17 protein-coding genes are annotated in these 15,401 nt (G+C 63.5%); 12 read left to right on the plus strand and 5 right to left on the minus strand.

Going from position 1 to position 15,401, the window contains the following annotated elements; translation table 11 throughout:
• The first annotated feature begins 98 nt into the window (after positions 1-98).
• From gshA to ptsP, 5 genes are all read left to right on the plus strand, one after another.
• Complete coding sequence (gshA, locus tag QCE58_RS02365; protein ID WP_033536547.1) at positions 99-1,388, plus strand: glutamate--cysteine ligase; 1,290 nt, start codon at positions 99-101, stop codon at positions 1,386-1,388.
• A 52-nt stretch (positions 1,389-1,440) separates the two neighbouring features.
• Entirely contained in the window at positions 1,441-2,397 is a 957-nt protein-coding gene (gshB, locus tag QCE58_RS02370) for a glutathione synthase (RefSeq protein WP_008351790.1), read from the plus strand.
• Between the two features lie 297 nt (positions 2,398-2,694).
• A complete protein-coding gene (locus tag QCE58_RS02375) occupies positions 2,695-3,183 on the plus strand; it encodes a PTS sugar transporter subunit IIA (RefSeq protein WP_008351788.1) in 489 nt (162 codons plus the stop codon).
• 37 nt (positions 3,184-3,220) lie between these two features.
• Positions 3,221-3,490, plus strand: coding sequence for an HPr family phosphocarrier protein (locus tag QCE58_RS02380; RefSeq protein WP_008351787.1), 270 nt, complete (start codon positions 3,221-3,223; stop codon positions 3,488-3,490).
• Positions 3,491-3,711: 221 nt separating this feature from the next.
• Entirely contained in the window at positions 3,712-5,472 is a 1,761-nt protein-coding gene (gene ptsP, locus QCE58_RS02385; RefSeq protein WP_008351786.1) for a phosphoenolpyruvate--protein phosphotransferase, read from the plus strand.
• A gap of 372 nt (positions 5,473-5,844) precedes the next feature.
• Here the strand turns inward: ptsP and QCE58_RS02390 are convergent, their stop codons facing one another.
• From QCE58_RS02390 to gpmA, 3 genes are all read right to left on the minus strand, one after another.
• On the minus strand, positions 5,845-6,615 hold the full coding sequence (locus QCE58_RS02390) for a molybdopterin-synthase adenylyltransferase MoeB (RefSeq protein ID WP_250520906.1): 771 nt from the start codon (positions 6,613-6,615) through the stop codon (positions 5,845-5,847).
• A 102-nt stretch (positions 6,616-6,717) separates the two neighbouring features.
• Positions 6,718-8,301: a S41 family peptidase gene (locus QCE58_RS02395; RefSeq protein WP_008351783.1), complete on the minus strand. Its 1,584-nt coding sequence runs from the start codon at positions 8,299-8,301 to the stop codon at positions 6,718-6,720.
• A 247-nt stretch (positions 8,302-8,548) separates the two neighbouring features.
• Positions 8,549-9,295, minus strand: a complete 747-nt coding sequence (gpmA, locus tag QCE58_RS02400) for a 2,3-diphosphoglycerate-dependent phosphoglycerate mutase (RefSeq protein WP_008351782.1) — start codon at positions 9,293-9,295, stop codon at positions 8,549-8,551.
• Positions 9,296-9,477: 182 nt separating this feature from the next.
• Between gpmA and QCE58_RS02405 the strand changes: the two genes are divergently transcribed.
• From QCE58_RS02405 to QCE58_RS02425, 5 genes are all read left to right on the plus strand, one after another.
• Complete coding sequence (locus QCE58_RS02405; RefSeq protein WP_008351781.1) at positions 9,478-9,903, plus strand: rhodanese-like domain-containing protein; 426 nt, start codon at positions 9,478-9,480, stop codon at positions 9,901-9,903.
• Entirely contained in the window at positions 9,900-10,160 is a 261-nt protein-coding gene (grxC, locus tag QCE58_RS02410) for a glutaredoxin 3 (protein WP_008351780.1), read from the plus strand. The genes QCE58_RS02405 and grxC overlap by 4 nt, the downstream gene beginning before the upstream one ends.
• Before the next feature lie 70 nt (positions 10,161-10,230).
• On the plus strand, positions 10,231-10,701 hold the full coding sequence (gene secB, locus QCE58_RS02415; RefSeq protein ID WP_008351779.1) for a protein-export chaperone SecB: 471 nt from the start codon (positions 10,231-10,233) through the stop codon (positions 10,699-10,701).
• A gap of 27 nt (positions 10,702-10,728) precedes the next feature.
• Complete coding sequence (locus tag QCE58_RS02420) at positions 10,729-11,727, plus strand: NAD(P)H-dependent glycerol-3-phosphate dehydrogenase (RefSeq protein WP_250456622.1); 999 nt, start codon at positions 10,729-10,731, stop codon at positions 11,725-11,727.
• Between the two features lie 12 nt (positions 11,728-11,739).
• Positions 11,740-12,285: an O-acetyl-ADP-ribose deacetylase gene (locus tag QCE58_RS02425; protein WP_250456621.1), complete on the plus strand. Its 546-nt coding sequence runs from the start codon at positions 11,740-11,742 to the stop codon at positions 12,283-12,285.
• Here QCE58_RS02425 and trmL read toward each other — a convergent pair.
• Both trmL and QCE58_RS02435 read right to left on the minus strand, forming a co-directional pair.
• Positions 12,258-12,728, minus strand: a complete 471-nt coding sequence (trmL, locus tag QCE58_RS02430; protein ID WP_008351775.1) for a tRNA (uridine(34)/cytosine(34)/5-carboxymethylaminomethyluridine(34)-2'-O)-methyltransferase TrmL — start codon at positions 12,726-12,728, stop codon at positions 12,258-12,260. The genes QCE58_RS02425 and trmL overlap by 28 nt on opposite strands.
• 22 nt (positions 12,729-12,750) lie before the next feature.
• Positions 12,751-13,536, minus strand: a complete 786-nt coding sequence (locus QCE58_RS02435; protein ID WP_175979761.1) for a ComF family protein — start codon at positions 13,534-13,536, stop codon at positions 12,751-12,753.
• A gap of 149 nt (positions 13,537-13,685) precedes the next feature.
• On the opposite strand from QCE58_RS02435, the gene QCE58_RS02440 reads away from it, so the two are divergent.
• Positions 13,686-14,666, plus strand: a complete 981-nt coding sequence (locus tag QCE58_RS02440) for a methyltransferase domain-containing protein (protein WP_250520907.1) — start codon at positions 13,686-13,688, stop codon at positions 14,664-14,666.
• A gap of 232 nt (positions 14,667-14,898) precedes the next feature.
• A complete protein-coding gene (locus tag QCE58_RS02445) occupies positions 14,899-15,372 on the plus strand; it encodes a DUF2244 domain-containing protein (protein WP_008351769.1) in 474 nt (157 codons plus the stop codon).
• Positions 15,373-15,401: the final 29 nt, after the last annotated feature.

Here is a 15,401-nt window from a genome sequence, read left to right on the forward strand (position 1 = left end):
GCGCGGCGCGGGCCGCAAAACCTTGTCAATTGGCGGTTGATACCCATTTAGGCAAAGCAATTGCTCTACAATCTTTTGTCTTCTTCCGCGAGTAATACATGGTTCCGCACCTTGTTACGGCGTTAAGTGGCCCGCTGCTCGATCTCGAGCGGAAAATCCTCGAGGCCATGCCCGCCATCGAGCGCTGGTTCCGGCTCGAATGGCAGGAGCACACGCCGCCGTTCTACTGTTCCGTCGATCTGCGCAACGCGGGGTTCAAGCTCGCGCCCGTCGACACCAATCTCTTTCCCGGCGGTTTCAACAATCTGCCGCAGGAAGTGTTGCCGCTCGCGGTGCAGGCAGCGATGGCGTCCATCGAAAAAATCTGCCCGGACGCGAAGAATCTGCTCGTCATTCCCGAGCGCCATACGCGCAACGCGTTCTATCTCGAGAACGTCGCGCGCCTCGCGCTCATCATGCGGCAAGCGGGGCTCAACATCCGCTTCGGCACGCTGGACGAGAATATCCACGGTCCTGTGACCATCGCGCTCGCCGATGGCCAGAAAATCGTGCTGGAGCCGCTCGAACGCACGCCGCGGCGCCTCGGCCTGAAGAACTTCGATCCCTGCTCGATCCTGCTCAACAACGATCTTTCGGCCGGCATTCCGCCCGTGCTGGAAAATCTGCACGAGCAGTATCTGCTGCCGCCGCTGCACGCCGGCTGGGCGGTGCGCCGCAAGTCGACCCATTTCTCCTGCTATGACGACGTCGCTAAGAAGTTCTCGAAACTCGTCGAGATCGATCCGTGGATGGTGAATCCGTACTTCGCGCATGTGGAAGGCGTCGATTACGAAGCGCGCACGGGCGAACAAGCGCTCGCGGAAGCCATCGACGGCGTGCTCAAGAAGATCGCGAAGAAGTATCGCGAGTACGGCATCAGCGAGCGTCCGTATGTCGTCATCAAGGCGGATGCCGGCACGTACGGAAAGGGCGTGATGACCGTCCACGACGCGAGCGAAGTCGCCGCGCTGACCAAGCGCGAACGCACGAAGATGAACGACGCCAAGGAAGGCCTGCAAGTTCACGACGTGATCGTGCAGGAAGGCGTGCATACGTTCGAGCGCGTGGAAAATGCGGTCGCGGAGCCGGTCGTGTACATGATCGACCGGTATGTCGTCGGCGGGTTTTACCGCGTGCACGATTCGCGCGAGCGCGATCAGAACCTCAACGCGCCGGGCATGCATTTCGTGCCGCTCGGCTTCGAGCACACGGCGTTGCCCGACACGCACGCGAAGCCCGGCGCCGCGCCGCCGAACCGCTTCTACATGTACGGCGTGGTGGCGCGGCTGGCGCTGCTGGCGGCATCGGTCGAGCTCGAAAAGACCGATCCTGAAGCCATTCAGGTGTGAGTTCGCGGCTTGCGGTAAGCTCGCAGGCCGCGCACCGAACTAGCAAATCGTCATGAACATCCTCTTTATCGCCGACCCGCTCGATCGCTTCAAGATCTACAAGGACACGACCTACGCGATGATGGCCGAAGCCGCGCGGCGCGGCCACGTGCTCTATGCGTGCGAGCCGCAGCATCTCGCGTGGACCGGAACGAAGGTCGAGGCGAGCGCGCGGCGCATCGCGATCGTCGGCGACGAGGCCAACAGTGACCGCTGGCCGTGGTATGCCGCCGAGCAGGCCGAGCATCTGCCGCTCACGCATTTCGACGCCGTGCTGATGCGCAAGGATCCGCCGTTCGATCTGGAATACGTGAACGCGACGTGGCTGCTGGAGATCGCCGAGCGCAACGGCGCGCGCATCTTCAACAAACCGCAGGCGATCCGCGATCATTCCGAGAAGCTCGCCATCGCGGAATGGCCGCAGTTCGTCACGCCGACGCTCGTCACGCGCGATGCCGCGCGCCTGCGCGCTTTCCACGCCGAGCACGGCGACGTGATCCTGAAGCCGCTCGACGGCATGGGCGGCATGGGCGTGTTCCGCGTGAAGGCGGACGGGATGAATCTCGGCTCGATCGTCGAGATGTTGTCCGAGGACGGCGCGCGCACGGTGATGGCGCAGAAGTTCATCCCCGAAATCAAGGATGGCGACAAGCGCATTCTCGTCATCGGCGGTCAGCCGGTGCCGTATTCGCTGGCGCGCGTTCCGCAGGGCAGCGAAGTGCGCGGCAATCTCGCGGCGGGCGGGCTCGGGCGCGCGCAGCCGCTGTCGGCGCGCGATCGCGAAATCGCCGAGACGCTCGGGCCGGTGCTGCAGGCGCGCGGCCTGCTGCTCGCCGGGCTGGATGCGATCGGCGACTATCTCACCGAAGTCAACGTCACGAGTCCGACGTGCTTTCGCGAAATCATGGATCAGACCGGCTTCGACGTTGCGGGCATGTTTATCGACGCGCTCGAGCGCGCGGCGCACTGAGTCTGCCGGCCAACGAAACGCGCGCGGACAGCGCGCCAAACTCACCTCGGCGGGACTGTTAGAATTGACTTTCCCGCGCCCGCGTTTCTGGGGCGCGATCGCGTCTAAAAGTGCGCTTAAAGTTCGCTTAAGCATCGACGCGCAGGCTTGGGGTAATGAAGCTGGAAGGCGGTTGATTTCGTTGTAACGGCATCCACTTTAGAGTTGTGTTCCGCGCCGCTCGCGCGCTTTCGAGCGAACTCCGACGTATTTGTCCGATTTTTCGTCGTTGATTTGTCGCTGAGGCAATTTCCTGACATGGCTGGCATTCTGATCATCGCGCACGCACCTTTCGCCACCGCGCTACGCGAGTGCATCGCACATATTTACGGTGGCTTGCCGGCGCGCATCGGCGTCATCGACGTGATGCCCGACTGCGATCCGGTCGAAGTTCGCGCGTTCGCGCGCTCCGAAATCGATCGCCTGAAAGAAGAAAACGGCGCGATCGTGCTCACCGACGTGTTCGGCGCGACGCCCGCGAACATCGCGGCGAGCCTGCACGACACCGATGTGCGCGTGCTCGCCGGCTGCAATCTGCCGATGCTCGTGCGCGCCGTCTGCTACCGCGCGACGCCGCTCGACACGCTCGCCGAAAAGATTCTTCAGGGCGGCTCGAAGGGCATCCAGGAACTGGATTCGTCCACGCCGCTCAACCCCTGCGCCCTCGCGACGAAGGCCGCCGGCTCGCCCGATCCGGCATGCTCGGCGAGCGCCGATCTCATCAGCGCGAAGGCCGCCAGCCACTGACGCCGCTCATTTCATCCATCTAGCGCTTCGGAGCATCATGCTGCAACAAGAAACAACAATCGTGAACAAGCTGGGGCTCCACGCACGCGCTTCGGCCAAGCTCACACAACTGGCGGGCAATTTTCAATGCGAGATCTGGATGAGCCGCAACGGGCGCCGGATCAACGCGAAAAGCATCATGGGCGTGATGATGCTGGCGGCGGGCATCGGCAGCACGGTGACGATCGAAACCGAAGGCGCGGACGAAGCCGAAGCGATGCAAGCCATTCTCGCGCTCATCGCCGATAAATTCGGAGAAGGGCAGTAAGCGTTTCGCCGCAGTGTCCGTCAGTGAAAAGCCGCGCATCGACGCGGCTTTTTCGTATCCGCATCACGCTTTCGCGTAACGTCGTGCAACCGTTCCGGCCCTGTCGTCACCGGGTGTTCAGGGACTTGTGAGCACGATCGAACATATAATGGACGCGCGGTTTGTGCCCGTCGAGGGGGCGCCTGGCAGACCGCGACATTCAAAGAACTAGAGGAGGGCGCGTGTCCTTCACGCTGCATGGAATTCCCGTCTCGCGCGGCATCGCCATTGGGCGCGCGTATCTGATCGCGCCGGCGGCGCTCGACGTAGACCACTATCTGATCGAGCCGGATCAGATCGACGCGGAAATCGCCCGATTCCACGCGGCGCAGGCGGCCGTCCTCGCCGAACTCGAAGCGCTGCGCGAAGACCTTTCCGCCGATGCGCCGAGCGAAATGGGCGCGTTCATCAACGTCCATACGATGATCCTGAACGACGCCATGCTCGTGCAGGAAACCATCGACCTGATTCGCACGCGCCGCTACAACGTCGAGTGGGCGCTCACCGAGCAACTGGAAATCCTCGGCGGTTATTTCGACGAGATCGAAGACGAATATCTGCGCGAACGCAAGGCGGACGTCGAGCAGGTCGTCGAGCGCCTTTTGAAAGCGTTGGCCGGCGCGCCGACGGCCGCGTCGCTCGTCGTGCATACGGCCGCCAGCAACGGGCACAACGAAATGATCGTCGTCGCCCACGATATCGCGCCGGCGGACATGCTTCAGTTCAAGACGCAGGCGTTCAAGGGCTTCGTCACCGACCTCGGCGGCCGCACCTCGCATACGGCGATCGTCGCGCGCAGTCTCGGCATTCCGGCGTCCGTCGGCGTGCAGCAGGCGAGCGTGCTGATCCGCCAGAACGATCTCATCATCGTCGACGGCGATCATGGCATCGTGATCGTCGATCCGGCGCCGATCGTTCTCGAAGAGTATTCGTATCGTCAGAGCGAGAAACTGCTGGAACAGCGCAAGCTCCAGCGCCTGAAATTCTCGCCGACGCAGACGCTCTGCGGTACGAAGATCGAACTGTGCGCGAACATCGAGTTGCCGGAAGACGCGCAAGTCGCCGTCGAAGCGGGCGCGATGGGCGTCGGCCTGTTCCGCACCGAATTCCTCTTCATGAATCACAAGGACCAGTTGCCGGAGGAAGAGGAGCAGTTCGAGGCGTACAAGCGCGCCGTCGAGTTGATGAACGGCAAGCCGGTGACGATCCGCACGATCGATGTCGGCGCGGACAAGCCGCTCGATTCCATGACCGGAAGCGATGGCTACGAAACCGCGCCGAATCCCGCGCTGGGCTTGCGCGCGATCCGCTGGAGCCTGTCCGAGCCGCAGATGTTCATCACGCAACTGCGCGCCATTCTGCGGGCGTCGGCGTTCGGGCCGACCAAGATTCTCATTCCGATGCTCGCGCACGCACAGGAAATCGACCAGACGCTCGATCTGATCCGCGAGGCGAAGCGTCAACTCGACGACGAAGGCGTGGCGTACGACCGTCAGGTTCAGGTCGGCGCGATGATCGAGATTCCGGCGGCGGCCATCGCCGTGCGGCTGTTCCTGAGCCGGCTCGATTTTCTGTCGATCGGCACGAACGATCTGATCCAGTACACGCTCGCGATCGATCGCGCCGATAACAGCGTCGCGCATCTTTACGATCCGCTGCACCCGGCGGTGCTGAACCTGATCGCGTTCACGTTGCGCGAGGCGAAGCGCGCGGGCGTGCCGGTGTCGGTGTGCGGGGAAATGGCGGGCGATCCCGCCGTCACGCGCCTGTTACTCGGCCTCGGGCTCACCGAGTTTTCGATGCATCCGAGCCAGTTGCTGATCGTGAAGCAGGAAATTCTGCGCTCGAACCTGAAGGCGCTGGAAAAGCCGGTCGCGGATGTGCTTGCGGCCTACGAACCCGCTGAATTGCAGGCCGCGCTCACGGCGTTGCAGAAGGTCTAGGCCAAGCCGTGATCCGCAATCAGTCGATCCACCCGAGCGATGACCTGCTCGGGTGAGATCGCCGAAGTGCATTGAAAGCGGCTTGGCTTGCCGCGCCGGCGCGGACACCACAGAAAATCGCGGTTGTCGAAGTCGCACGTCGTGTCGTTGAAGCAACTATTGCATGCGTGGAAATTGATCACGCGATACGGCGTGCGGAACTCCGTGTGCGGGTGATTCGCGGAAGCGACGGCCGCGCGAACGCGCTTTGCGTGAGCCCGCGTTGCGCGCTCGCCGGCGAAGTGATGGCGCTCAAAGAACGATCCGCCCTGCGATTGAAGAATCGATGAGCTTAAGCGGACCGTCCGGTCGACGGCGTAAGACGCGACCGATTTAGCGCGCTGCTTCGCGGCTTCCGGTGTTTCCGCAGACAGCGCAATCCGGCTGCCGCGCGATTCGCATCGTGTTCCATTCCATGCGCAGCGAGTCGAGCATCATCAGCCGGCCCGCGAGCGTCTCGCCGAAACCGCCGATCACGCGCAGCGCCTCCGCCGCCTGCATCGCACCGATGATGCCGACCGTCGGCGCGAACACGCCCATCGTCGAACACGCGACTTCCTCGAACGGCTGATCCGGCGGGAACACGCACGCGTAGCAGGGCGAATCGGGTGCGCGGAAGTCGAAGGTGCTGATCTGCCCGTCGAAACGCAGCGCCGCGCCCGACACGAGCGGCACGCGATGCGTGACGCAGGCCGCGTTGATCGCGTGACGCGTCGCGAAGTTGTCACTGCAATCGAGCACCACGGTTTTACCGGGCACGTTGATGTCGAGCCACGCGGCGTCGGCGCGCGCGTTCACCGCGATGACGTCGATGTCCGGATTCAGCGCGCTCAACGTCTCGCGTGCCGATTCCACCTTGGGCGCTCCGACCGATCGCGTCATGTGCACGATCTGCCGCTGGAGATTCGTGAGATCGACGGTATCGGCATCGACGAGCGTGATTTTTCCGACACCTGACGCCGCGAGATACATCGCCGCGGGCGCGCCGAGTCCGCCCGCGCCGATGATGACGGCGTGCGCGTCGAGAAAGCGCTGCTGCGCCTCGATGCCGATTTCATCGACGAGGATGTGGCGGGAATAGCGAAGGAGTTGGTCGTCGTTCATCGCGGAAAGAATCGGCTTGCTCGAACGAAGCATTCTAAGCGCGAAAAGAAGAAAGGCTTCGCAACGTTACGCTGCGAAGCCTTTGCGGGGACTACGGGAAAGTTACTTCGACTGCTGCGCGGTAGGCGCCGATGCCGGCTGCGCGCCCGACGCCGGCGCGGAACCCGGCGTGGCCGGCAGCGCAGGCGGTGCAACCACCGGAGCGGACGCCGAACGTGCCGGCTTGTTCTGCGCGAGCTTGCGTTCGCTGTACGACTTGGACTCCACGACCTGCTTGCCTTCCAGCTTGTTCAGACCTTGCTGGAGCATGAAGTCGTCCGCGCTGCCGAACTCGACCGGCTTGCGCTCGCGGTCCTTGCGGCGCTGCTCGGGCGTCTTCTTGTCGTTCTGCTCTTCGAGAATGCGCAGTTGCTCCAGACGATCCGCCTCGCGCTGCTCCTGTTCCTTCTTCTCGTTCGGATCCTGCGTGTTCGCGAGGTGGTTCGAGTAATCGACTTCGCGCGTGACGAGCGCGTCGTCCGGATCGCCGTCCGCGTATTGATCGACCGGCACGTCGGGGCGCACGCCCTGATTCTGGATCGACTTGCCGCTCGGCGTGTAGTAATAGGCCGTCGTCAGGCGCAGGGCGCTGTCGGCGGTCATCGGACGCACGGTCTGCACCGAGCCCTTGCCGAACGTGGTCTTGCCGACGATCAGCGCGCGATGATGATCCTGCAGCGCACCCGCGACGATCTCGGAGGCCGACGCCGAATACGCGTTGGTCAGCACGACCATCGGCACCTTCTTGAAGATTTCCGGCACGCTCTTCAGCGGATCGGAATCGAAGGACGGCAGGCGATAGTTGTCGTAGGTGTCGCGGAAAGTCTGCTTCGCATCCGCGATCTGGCCGTTGGTCGACACGACGACCGCGTTATCCGGCAGGAACGCGCCCGCGACGCCGACCGCGCTTTGCAGCAAGCCGCCGCCGTTGTTGCGCAGATCGAGCACGAGGCCCTTCAGATTCGGTTGCTGGCGCGCGAGATCCTGCAGCTTCGACGCGAGATCCGGCACCGTGCGCTCCTGGAAGCTCGTGATGCGGATGTAGCCGTAGCCCGGCTCCGGCACCTTCATCTTCACCGACTGCACGCGGATCACGGCGCGCGTCACGGTGAGCGGGAACGTGCGGTCGTCGCTCTTGCGGAAGATCGTGAGCGTGACCTTCGTGCCCGGCTCGCCGCGCATCTGCTTCACGGCTTTATCCAGCGTCATGCCGCGCACCGGCTTGTCGTTGATGCGCGTGATGAGGTCGCCCGGACGAATGCCGGCGCGGAACGCTGGCGTGTCTTCGATCGGCGAAATGACCTTGATGAGGCCGTCTTCCGAAGAAATCTCGATGCCGAGGCCCGCGAATCGGCCCTTGGTCTGTTCCTGCAGTTCTTCGTAATCGGTCTTGTCGAGATAGGACGAGTGCGGGTCGAGGCTCGACACCATGCCCTTGATGGCGGCGGTGAGGAGCTTTTTGTCGTCGACCGGTTCGACGTATTCGTGCTTGATCTGACCGAAAACTTCGGCGAAAAGCCGCAATTGTTCGAGCGGCAGAGGCGAGGAAGCAGCTTGCTGTGCGGATGCGGAGATCTGCAGGGTGGCGAGTGCGCCGGCAGCAACGCCAACGGCTACCAGGCCGAAGTTTTTCAGGTTCTTTCGCATAGAGAGTGCGGTCGGAATCGGATGGGCTGCATCGTTGGTGACGGGCCAGTATACCCGCTCGCCTTGATCGGCGACTTAAACGCAACTTAAATGCCTGAGGCTTTCATCCGTTGAAGCGATGGCTCGCGCACGTTTCGACGCGATCCTGTCGATGCCGCTCGCGGTTCGTCAGCCGGGCGCCATGAACGCGGCGAGGGCGCCCGTTATGGCGCCCTCGTCAGGCCAAACACCTGCCGGACAGCCGGAATCAGCCCGCTTTGCCTTGCTTGGCGACAGCGGCCTGCGCGGCCGCGATGGCTTCCGGATCGCCCAGATAGTAGTGCTGGATGGGTTTCAGGTTTTCATCGAGTTCGTACACGAGCGGCACGCCGTTCGGGATGTTCAGCCCGACGATGTCCTGATCGGAGATGTTGTCCAGATACTTGACCAGCGCGCGGATCGAGTTGCCGTGCGCCGAAATCACGACCTGTTTGCCGGACTTGATGGCGGGTGCGATCGATTCGTTCCAGATCGGCAGGACGCGGGCGACCGTGTCTTTCAGGCATTCGGTGAGCGGCAACTGTTCGCGCGGCACCTTCGCGTAACGCGGATCGTTGTACGACGCACGCTCGTCGCCCGGTTCGAGCGCGGGCGGCGGCGTGTCGTAGCTGCGGCGCCAGACGAGCACCTGATCGTCGCCGTACTTCTTCGCGGTTTCTGCTTTGTTCAGGCCCGCGAGCGCGCCGTAGTGGCGTTCGTTCAGGCGCCACGAATGCACAACCGGGATATACATCTGATCCATCTCGTCCTGGACGTGCCACAGCGTGCGGATGGCGCGCTTCAACACCGACGTATACGCGATGTCGAACTGGTAGCCCGCCTCCTTCAGCAGCACGCCTGCCTGGCGCGCCTCACGGTTGCCCTGCTCGGTCAGGTCGACGTCGACCCAGCCGGTGAAGCGGTTTTCCTTGTTCCACGTCGATTCGCCGTGGCGGATGAGCACTAGCTTGTACATGATTTCGGTCGGTCAGTTGGAAAAGCGGTGCGCCGATCGCACCCCGTCATGCTGCCCGAACGGGCGGGGTGTCGCCATCGGCCGGACGGCAGAGGCCATCGCGGGAAACGGTTATTTTATAATGCCCCGATTGCGCCCATTTCCCTTTCTTCCTTTCCTACTAAATTTCGGCGGCCCTCGACGTGAAGTTTTTCACTGATTACACGAATATTGCACTTATCGTCATCGCGCTCGTTTCCGGCGCGCTGCTCCTTTGGCCCGCCGTCACGCGGCGCGGGCGCGGCGGCATTTCGGCCGCCGAAGCCACGACGCTCATCAACCGGCGCAACGCCGTGGTCGTCGATCTGCGGCCCGCCGCGGAATTCGCGAAGGGACATCTGCCGTCTGCACGAAATATCGAAGCCACGGAGCTTCAAGCAAAAATCGGCCAGATCGCGAAGAATAAGAGCAATCCGGTCGTGCTCGTTTGCCAAACCGGTCAAGAATCGCAGCGTGCGAGCCGCACCGTGTCCGAGGCGGGTTACGCCGAGGTCCACGTTTTGCAAGGCGGAGTGGACGCCTGGCAAAAAGCCGGCATGCCGGTGGTGAAACAAGGAGCAGTCAAGTGAAAAAAGTGGTGATGTACAGCACGGTCGTGTGCCCGTATTGCCAGATGGCCGAACGTCTTTTAAAGTCCCGCGGCGTCGAAACGATCGAGAAGATCCTGATCGATCGCGAGCCGGGCCGGCGCGAGGAAATGATGACGCGCACCGGACGGCGGACCGTGCCGCAGGTGTACATCGGCGAGACGCACGTCGGCGGCTACGACGATCTGTCCGCGCTCGATCGAAAGGGCGGCCTCGTGCCGCTGCTCGAATCGGCCTGACACATGCATACTCGCGGCGCGCGATTCGACACGAACGCGCGCCGCATACCGGATTACCTAGGAAATCAAAATGTCTGACGAGAACAACCAGCCGTTTTTCAACATCCAGCGCATCTATTTGAAGGACATGTCGCTGGAGCAGCCGAATTCGCCGGCTATCTTCCTCGAGCAGGAAATGCCGTCGGTCGAAGTCGAAGTCGACGTGAAGGCCGACCGCCTCGCGGAAAGCGTCTTCGAAGTGCTGGTCACGGGCACGGTCACGGCGAAAGTCACCGACAAGGTCGCATTCCTGATCGAAGCCAAGCAGGCAGGCATCTTCGACATCCGCAACATTCCGGCGGAGCAGATCGATCCGCTCGTCGGCATCGCGTGCCCGACCATTCTGTTCCCGTACCTGCGCTCGAACATCGCCGACGCGATCACGCGCGCCGGTTTCCCGCCGATCCACCTCGCGGAGATCAACTTCCAGGCGCTGTACGAGCAGCGTATCGCCCAACTCGCGAGCGCCCAGGAAGGCGCGGCGAACGGCGCGACGCACTGACCTGACTCTGCCGGACCGGAGCCGAGCATGAAAGTAGCCGTTCTCGGCGCCGGCGCATGGGGCACCGCGCTCGCGGGCCACCTCGCGACCCGGCACGACACGAAGCTCTGGGCGCGCGACCCCGCGCTCATCGAATCACTTTCCCGCACGCACGAAAACACGCGCTATCTCGAAGGCGTGACGCTGCCGCACGCGCTCGCATTCGAGACCGATTTCGCCGCGGCGCTCGCGCATGCATCGGCGGATGACGCGCTGTGCGTCGTTGCGACGCCGGTCGCGGGCCTGCGCGCGCTGTGCCGTTCGATGCGCGACGCCGGCGTCGTACCGGCGCATATCGTCTGGCTGTGCAAAGGCTTCGAGGCGGATACGCAGTGTCTGCCCAACGAGGTCGTCGCGGCCGAATTGCCCGAGCATCGCAGCAACGGAACGCTGTCCGGACCGAGCTTCGCGCGCGAAGTGGGACAAGGCTTGCCGGTCGCGCTGACGGTCGCGAGCGCATCGGCGGAACTGGGCGCGCGCACGGTCGCGGCGTTCCATCATGGCGCGATGCGTATCTATACCGGCGACGATGTCATCGGCGTCGAAGTCGGCGGCGCGGTGAAAAACGTGCTCGCAATCGCGACGGGCATTTCCGACGGCCTCGGTCTCGGCCTGAACGCCCGCGCCGCGCTCATCACGCGCGGGCTCGCGGAGATGTCGCGCTTAGGCGTCGCGCTCGGCGGCCGCGCGGAGACTTTCACCGGGCTAACCGGCCTCGGCGATCTCATCCTCACCGCGACGGGCGATCTGTCGCGCAATCGCACTGTCGGCATGCAACTCGCCAGCGGACGCACGCTCGAGGAGATTCTCGCGGCGCTCGGCCATGTCGCGGAAGGCGTGCGATGCGCGCGCGCCGTGCTCGGGCTCGCGCATTCGCGCGGAATCGAGATGCCGATCACGCAGGCGGTATGCCGCGTGCTCTTCGATAACGTGACGCCGCGCGATGCCGTGCAGGCGCTTCTCAGTCGGGACGCAAAAGCAGAGTAATCGGAGGCGTGTGTGCGTAGGCCCAGGCTCGAAGCGCTGAAAGTCGATATCACCACGCTCGAAGTCGATGCCATCGTCAACGCGGCGAACAAATCGCTGCTCGGCGGCGGCGGAGTCGACGGGGCGATTCATCGCAAGGCCGGCAAAGGCCTGCTGCGCGAGTGCGAGACGCTCGGCGGCTGCGAAACCGGCGACGCGAAAATCACGCGCGGCTACGAGCTTCCCGCGAAGCACGTCATTCATGCGGTCGGGCCGCGCTGGAGCGGCGGCAAGAAGAACGAGCCCGAATTGCTCGCGAGCTGTTACCAGCGCTCGCTCGAACTCGCTCAGGAAGCGGGCTGCGAGTCGATTGCGTTCCCGGCCATCAGTTGCGGCATCTATCACTTTCCCCATGATGAAGCCGTGAAGATCGCGGTGCGCACGGTCATCGACACCTTGCCTTCCACGCCCGCCGTTCAGCGTGTCGTCTTTGCATGCTTTCAGGACAACATGCTCGCGCTCTATCGAGCCGAACTCGAAGCGGCAAAGGCTCAAGCGCCGCCTTCGAATCCCGCCTGACGCCACGCCTCGAACGTCACGATCGCCACCGTATTCGACAAATTCAGGCTGCGATTACCCGGCCGCATCGGCAGGCGCACGCGCTGTTCCGTCGCAAAGTGCGCCAGCAATTCGGGCGCGAGGCCGCGCGTCTCCGCGCCGAACACGAACCAGTCGCCCGGCCTGAACGCGTGATCGAAGAACGGCGTCGAGCCGCGCGTCGTGAACGCGAACATGCGCGTGGCGTCGGGTGTTTCCTTCGCGATGAAGGCGTCCCAGTCCGCATGCACGTTCATTTCGGCGTACTCGTGATAGTCGAGGCCGGCGCGGCGCATCTTCGCGTCGTCGAGCGGAAAGCCGAGCGGCTCGATCAGATGCAGACGCGCGCCCGTGTTCGCGCACAGGCGGATCACGTTGCCGGTGTTCGGCGGGATTTCGGGTTCGACGAGTACGACGTTGAACATGGATTGCTTCTAATAAAGGTGATTAATCTTTAGGCGTGCGCAGCGCCACGAAATTGCTGACACGCCGCGCGCCGGCGAGCTTCAGCGTGCGAGCAAGCGCGTCGAGCGTCGCGCCCGATGTCATCACATCGTCGACGACGCCGACATGCGTGCCGCGCACATCGCCCGAGACGGCGAACGCGCTCGCAACATTGCGGCGGCGCGTTTCGCGATCGAGCCGCGATTGCGCCGACGTATGCCGGACCCGCGCGATCATCGATGCGTGGGCGGGCACGCGCATCATGCGTGCGAGCGGACGCGCGATGGCCCACGCCTGGTTGTAGCCACGCGCGATGAGCCGTTCGCGCGAGAGAGGCATCGGCACGATCACATCCGGCGCGGGCAGATCGCTGTCCTCGAAACGCGCATGCAGATGCCGCGCGAATGCCTCGCCCGCGGCGAGCCGCGCACGAAACTTCAACTCGACGGCGAGCGTGTCGAGGGGCGCGCGATAGTCGGCGAGCGCGAGCGTGTCGTTGAACGCGGGCGGCGCTTCGAGGCACGCGGCGCAGTGCACGCGCAGGTCTTCGCGCTCGCGTCGCATCGCGGATGCCGCCAACGGCAGCGCGCACGTCGCACAGCGCAAGCGCGGCTCGTTCCAGTACTGCGCGTCGCAACCATCGCACAGCAGTGCTTGCGACAAATTGCCGCATAACGCGCACTGGCTCGGCAGCGCGCACGCGACGAGCCGTTTTGCCGCCGACGCGAATCCGCGAGCGCGTGCCGTGACGGGCGTCCGGAAGGGAAGGCGAATGCTGTCGGCTTTCATGACTGCTGAATCGGAAAAATCGCGGCTCGATGCGCTAAACACGCGCATTCATTGCGCCTCACGAAGCGTTTATGCCTCGTATCAGCACTTCGCATGGGTCGTTTTCGAGACGACCGAGTATACTTCGCACTCTCCGCAAAAAGATCGACATGTCCCCGACATCCCCTAAAACTAGCCGTCCGGCCTATGATCCGCGCCGTTTGCGCGCGATCTTCGACGGTCGCGCCGCCGCCTTCGACGAGGTCGCGTTCCTGCCACGCGAGATCGCGGAGCGCATGCGCGAGCGGCTCGAATACATCAAGGTTGCGCCGATGCGCGTCCTCGATGCGGCGTGCGGCGCCGGGGCGGACCTGGCCGGTTTGCGGGAACGCTTTGCAGAGGCGTCGGTGACCGGCATCGACATCTCGTCCGCGATGCTCGCGCGCGCGCGCGCCGCCGAAGCCACGGACGCGTACAACGGCGCGGGATGGCGCCGCTTTCTTCCTTCGACGCTCGCCAAGGCGTTCGGCGCACGCGGCCCGCAACTCGCGCAGGCGGATTTTTCCGCGCTGCCGTTCGCATCGGGCGCGTTCGAACTATTGTGGTCGAATCTCGCGCTGCACTGGCATGCGCGGCCCGACCTCGTTTTTCCCGAATGGCAGCGCGTGCTCAAGGTGAACGGCTTGCTGATGTTCAGCACGTTCGGCCCCGATACGCTGCGCGAGCTTCGCGCCGCGTATCGCGAAGCGGAGCGGACGCTCGGGCTCGCGCCGCAAGCGCATACGATCGATTTCGTCGACATGCACGATCTCGGCGACATGCTCGTCGAAAGCGGCTTCGAAATTCCGGTGATGGATCAGGAAGTGCTGACGATCACGTACAAATCGCCTGAATCGCTGTTCGCGGACGTGACGCGCTGGGGCGCGTATCCGTTCGAGCGCGCGTTCGACGAAGGCCATGCGGACGCCAAGGCCGTGCGCGGCGCGGTGCATCAGGCGCTCGAAGCGCTGCGCCGCGACGACGGCACGATCCCGCTGACCTTCGAAGTGATCTACGGGCATGCGTGGAAGGCGGTGCCGCGCACGACAGCGGACGGGCACGGCATCGTCCGTCTCGAAGATATTGGACGAGGCTCGAGACCGAAACGCTGAATCGGTAAAGAGCGCAGTTGTTATGTCTGAAATTTGCGCAAGAAAGGCGCGCAAAAAGGTGCGTCAAAAGGGCGCAGAAGCTTGTGGCGCTTGGCTTTGCGAGGTTACGACCCTTGCTTGTGGATGCCACCCAAGACGCCTATAATGCGTCAGTTTGTCGCCCGGACCGACACAAATTTGGGCGAAATCCGAGCAAATGTGTGTGATTGCGTGCGGATTGATGGAGGCAGCGATGCAAGCCAGCCAGACGCTGACGGAGTCCGAGCCGGTCATCAAGGACTGGCTGATGAAGCGAAACTGCTCGGTCTCGCCGCGTCAGTTCGTGGGCTTCTATGTGTCGCTTGCGCTGTTTTCGCTGGCAATCGCAACGCCGCTGTTTCTGAACGGCGCCTGGCTGGTGCTGCCGTTCACCGGAATCGAGTTGGCGGTCGTGGGCATCGCGTTTCTGATCTACGCGCGCCATGCGGTCGACTACGAACGGATCCGGCTGTATCAAAACCGGTTGTTGATCGAACAGATGAACGCCGAAGAGCTGACGCAGTTCGAGTTCAATCCGCGTTGGGTGCGGGTCGAAGCGGGCGCGACGCCGAGAGAGCCGCTCACGATCGTATCGCGCGGTCAATCGGTGAAAATCGGACAACACCTTGCACAGCATCGTCGCAAACAATTTGCTGCCGAGTTACAGGCGTCGCTGAGACGTCTATGAGAGGAGCCGGCGGGTGCGATGCCACGGGG

It is taken from the genome of Caballeronia sp. LZ028, from assembly GCF_031451415.1.
Taxonomy (GTDB): Bacteria; Pseudomonadota; Gammaproteobacteria; order Burkholderiales; family Burkholderiaceae; genus Caballeronia; species Caballeronia zhejiangensis.

Bases quoted from the DNA above. Each gene is read 5' to 3' on its own strand.
- gshA (WP_033536547.1), top strand. From the start codon at position 99: ATGGTTCCGCACCTTGTTACGGCGTTAAGTGGCCCGCTGCTCGATCTC.
- gshB (WP_008351790.1), top strand. From the start codon at position 1,441: ATGAACATCCTCTTTATCGCCGACCCGCTCGATCGCTTCAAGATCTAC.
- QCE58_RS02375 (WP_008351788.1), top strand. From the start codon at position 2,695: ATGGCTGGCATTCTGATCATCGCGCACGCACCTTTCGCCACCGCGCTA.
- QCE58_RS02380 (WP_008351787.1), top strand. From the start codon at position 3,221: ATGCTGCAACAAGAAACAACAATCGTGAACAAGCTGGGGCTCCACGCA.
- QCE58_RS02390 (WP_250520906.1), bottom strand. From the start codon at position 6,615: ATGAACGACGACCAACTCCTTCGCTATTCCCGCCACATCCTCGTCGAT.
- QCE58_RS02395 (WP_008351783.1), bottom strand. From the start codon at position 8,301: ATGCGAAAGAACCTGAAAAACTTCGGCCTGGTAGCCGTTGGCGTTGCT.
- gpmA (WP_008351782.1), bottom strand. From the start codon at position 9,295: ATGTACAAGCTAGTGCTCATCCGCCACGGCGAATCGACGTGGAACAAG.
- secB (WP_008351779.1), top strand. From the start codon at position 10,231: ATGTCTGACGAGAACAACCAGCCGTTTTTCAACATCCAGCGCATCTAT.
- QCE58_RS02420 (WP_250456622.1), top strand. From the start codon at position 10,729: ATGAAAGTAGCCGTTCTCGGCGCCGGCGCATGGGGCACCGCGCTCGCG.
- trmL (WP_008351775.1), bottom strand. From the start codon at position 12,728: ATGTTCAACGTCGTACTCGTCGAACCCGAAATCCCGCCGAACACCGGC.
- QCE58_RS02435 (WP_175979761.1), bottom strand. From the start codon at position 13,536: ATGAAAGCCGACAGCATTCGCCTTCCCTTCCGGACGCCCGTCACGGCA.
- QCE58_RS02440 (WP_250520907.1), top strand. From the start codon at position 13,686: ATGTCCCCGACATCCCCTAAAACTAGCCGTCCGGCCTATGATCCGCGC.
- QCE58_RS02445 (WP_008351769.1), top strand. From the start codon at position 14,899: ATGCAAGCCAGCCAGACGCTGACGGAGTCCGAGCCGGTCATCAAGGAC.